3 protein-coding genes are annotated in these 3,046 nt (G+C 67.9%); all 3 read right to left on the bottom strand.

Features of this window, described 5'->3' with window-relative positions; translation table 11 throughout:
• The coding region (hpaD, locus tag ACTHL9_RS18530) for a 3,4-dihydroxyphenylacetate 2,3-dioxygenase (RefSeq protein ID WP_440520734.1) at positions 1-848 on the bottom strand (848 nt) is incomplete at its 3' end.
• 45 nt (positions 849-893) lie between these two features.
• Positions 894-2,399 carry a 5-carboxymethyl-2-hydroxymuconate semialdehyde dehydrogenase gene (gene hpaE / locus ACTHL9_RS18525; RefSeq protein ID WP_440520733.1) on the bottom strand — a complete coding sequence of 502 codons (1,506 nt, stop codon included), beginning with the start codon at positions 2,397-2,399 and terminating at the stop codon, positions 894-896.
• A 32-nt stretch (positions 2,400-2,431) separates the two neighbouring features.
• A partial coding sequence (locus ACTHL9_RS18520; RefSeq protein WP_440520732.1) for a GntR family transcriptional regulator occupies positions 2,432-3,046 on the bottom strand: 615 nt, incomplete at its 5' end.

Below are 3,046 nucleotides of genomic sequence, written 5' to 3'. Positions count from 1 at the left end.
GTGGGGTTGTCCGGGTCGCCGGTGTAGTAGTCCTGCGTGTAGATCTCCACGCGGTGCCCGTCGGGGTCGAGGATGTAGAGGTAGAACGCGTTCGAGACGCCGTGACGGCCGGGCCCGCGCTCGATCCGGTCCGACATGCGCAGGGCGCCCATCTTGTCGCAGATCTGGATGATGTTGTGCTTCTCGTGGGTGGAGAACGCGATGTGGTGCAGGCGGGGGCCGTCGCCGCCGGTGAGGGCGGTGTCGTGGACGGTGTCCTTGCGGTGGAGCCACGCGGCGTAGGTGGTGCCCTCGGAGTCCTTGATGTCCTCGGAGACGCGGAAGCCCAGGCCCTCGAGGTAGGCACGGCCGCGGGGGACGTCCGGGGTGACCTGGTTGAAGTGGTCCAGGCGCACGAGCTCGCCGGCCGAGTAGAGGTCGTAGCGCATGTGGAGGCGCTCGACGTGCTCGACCTCGTAGAAGAACTCGTACGGGAACCCGATCGGGTCCTCGACGCGCACGGCATCGCCGATCCCGCGGACGAAGCCTTCCCTGCGGCGCTCGGTCCGGCAGCCGAGCTCCTTGAAGTAGGCCTCGGCCTTGTCCACGTCCTCGGGGGTGCGGACGCGGAACGCGAAGGCCGCGGCGGCGGCGATGGGGCCCTTGCGCAGCACGAGGTTGTGGTGGATGAACTCCTCGAAGGAGCGCAGGTAGATCGCCTCGTCGTCCTCGTACGTCACATGCAGGCCGAGCAGGCCGACGTAGAAGTCGCGCGACTTCTTCAGGTCCGTGACCACGAGGTCCAGGTAGGCGCAGCGGACGATGTCCGGCGCCGGCACGGACGGGGTGGGGATCGGTGCGTTGGTCATGGTGTTTCTCCTCTTCGAGAGTTGTCTGGGCTCAGAGAGCGCTGCTCAGGCGCCGAACTTCGGCGTGTGGACGTCGCCGAGCGTGATGTGCACGGCCTGCTGGTCGGTGTAGAAGTCGATCGAGCGGTAGCCGCCTTCGTGGCCAAGGCCCGAGGCCTTGACGCCGCCGAACGGGGTGCGCAGATCGCGGACGTTGTGCGAGTTGAGCCAGACCATGCCGGCCTCGATCGACTGGGCGAAGTTGTGGGCGCGCTTGAGGTCGTTGGTCCAGACGTAGGCGGCGAGGCCGTACTTCGTGTTGTTGGCCAGCGACAGCGCCTCGTCGTCGTCGTCGAACGGGGTGATTGCGACGACCGGGCCGAAGATCTCCTCCTGGAAGATCCGGGCGTCCGGCTTCACGTCGGCGAACACCGTCGGGGCGACGTAGGAGCCGTTCTCCTGGCCCTCCGGCAGGTTCTCCGGACGGCCGCCGCCTGCCAGGAGCCGGCCCTCGGACTTGCCGATCTCCACGTAGCTCATGACCTTCTCGTAGTGCTCGGGGTGCACGAGGGCGCCGACCTGGGTCTTCGGGTCGTGCGGGTCGCCGACCACGATGTTCTTGGCCCGCTCCGCGTAGCGCTCGGTGAAGTCGTCGTAGATGCTGCGCTCGACCAGGATGCGCGAGCCAGCGGTGCAGCGCTCGCCGTTGAGCGAGAAGACGCCGAAGAGCGTCGAGTCGATGGCGGCGTCGAGGTCAGCGTCGGCGAAGACGACGGCGGGGGACTTGCCGCCGAGCTCCATCGACATGCCCTTGAGGTTCTCCGCGCAGTTGCGGTAGATGAGCTTGCCCGTCGAGGACTCGCCCGTGAAGGAGATGAGCGGGACGCCGGGGTGCTTCACGAGGGAATCCCCAGCGGTCTCGCCGAAGCCGTTGACCAGGTTGAAGACGCCCTCGGGAAGGCCGGCCTCCTCGAAGATGTCAGCCCAGAGCGAGGCCGAGAGCGGCGTGAATTCGGCCGGCTTGAGCACCACAGTGCAGCCCGAGGCGAGCGAGGGGCCCAGCTTCCAGGACTCGAGCATGAACGGCGTGTTCCACGGCGTGATGAGGCCGGCGACGCCGATCGGCTTGCGGTTGACGTAGTTGAGCTGGCTCCCGGGAACCTTGAGGGCGTTGTCCTGCTGGGCGACGATGAGGTCCGCGAAGAAGCGGAAGTTCTCCGCCGCGCGGAGTGCCTGGCCGCGCGCCTGGGTGATCGGAAGACCGGTGTCGAAGGTCTCGAGCTCGGCGAGACGGTCCTCCTGCGCCTCGACCGCGTCGGCGATGGCGAACAGCACCTTGGCGCGGGCACGGGGCTTCATGCGCGGCCACGGCCCGTTCTCTAAGGCCTCGGTCGCCGCGGCGACGGCGGCGTCGATGTCCGCCTTCTGGCCGGAGGCGGCGGTCGCGTACGTCGTGTTGGTGACGGGATCGAGGACCTCGAACGTCTCGCCGCCGATCGAGTCGACGCGCTTGCCGCCGATGTAGTGCTGGAGGTGGGTGGGAAGGTTCTCGGGCACGAAGTGCTTGGTCATGGTTGCTCCTTCGAGAGTGGAGGGCGGGTAGGTCAGAGGTTCGGGAAATTGGGGTGCGCGTCGGTCCGCGCCAAGTAGGCATCGAGCGTTGCCGAGCGGTGGCGCCGCGCGGCACTCTCGATCTCGGCGGTCGGAGCCCCGCTCTCGATGAGCCGCAGGAGCTCCTCGTGCTCCTCCACGGATTCGCTCGCGCGCTCCGGGACGAAGCTGAACGTCGAGCCGCGGAGCGCCGTGAGCCGATTCCAGCCGCGATGGACAAGGTCGAGGATGTGCGGGTTGGGGCAGTGCTCGAACAGCACGCTGTGGAAATCGTGGTTGAGCTGGGTGAACTGGACGGGATCGAAGCTGTCGGGGAAATCGGCGACCATCGACCGCATCCGCGCGTTCACTTCGCGGGCGGCGACGAGGTCCTGATGGCCGACGGCGGGCGCGGACAGGGCGGTCGCGGCACCTTCCACGAGGCTCAGCGTCTGCATCGTGTAGAGGTATTCGACCGGATCGATGCCGGCCACAGTGGCCCCGACGTTCTTCTCGAACGTCACGAGCCCCTCGGCTTCGAGGCGCCGCACAGCCTCGCGGACCGGCACGACCGAGACGTCGAGCTCGGTCGCGACCTGTGCGAGCACCAGACGGGCGCCAGGAGCCAG

The organism is Sinomonas sp., from assembly GCF_051955515.1.
GTDB lineage: Bacteria > Actinomycetota > Actinomycetes > Actinomycetales > Micrococcaceae > Sinomonas.
Note: the sequence above shows the minus strand (reverse complement) of the source record. Positions and strands in the feature narration are given on the sequence as shown.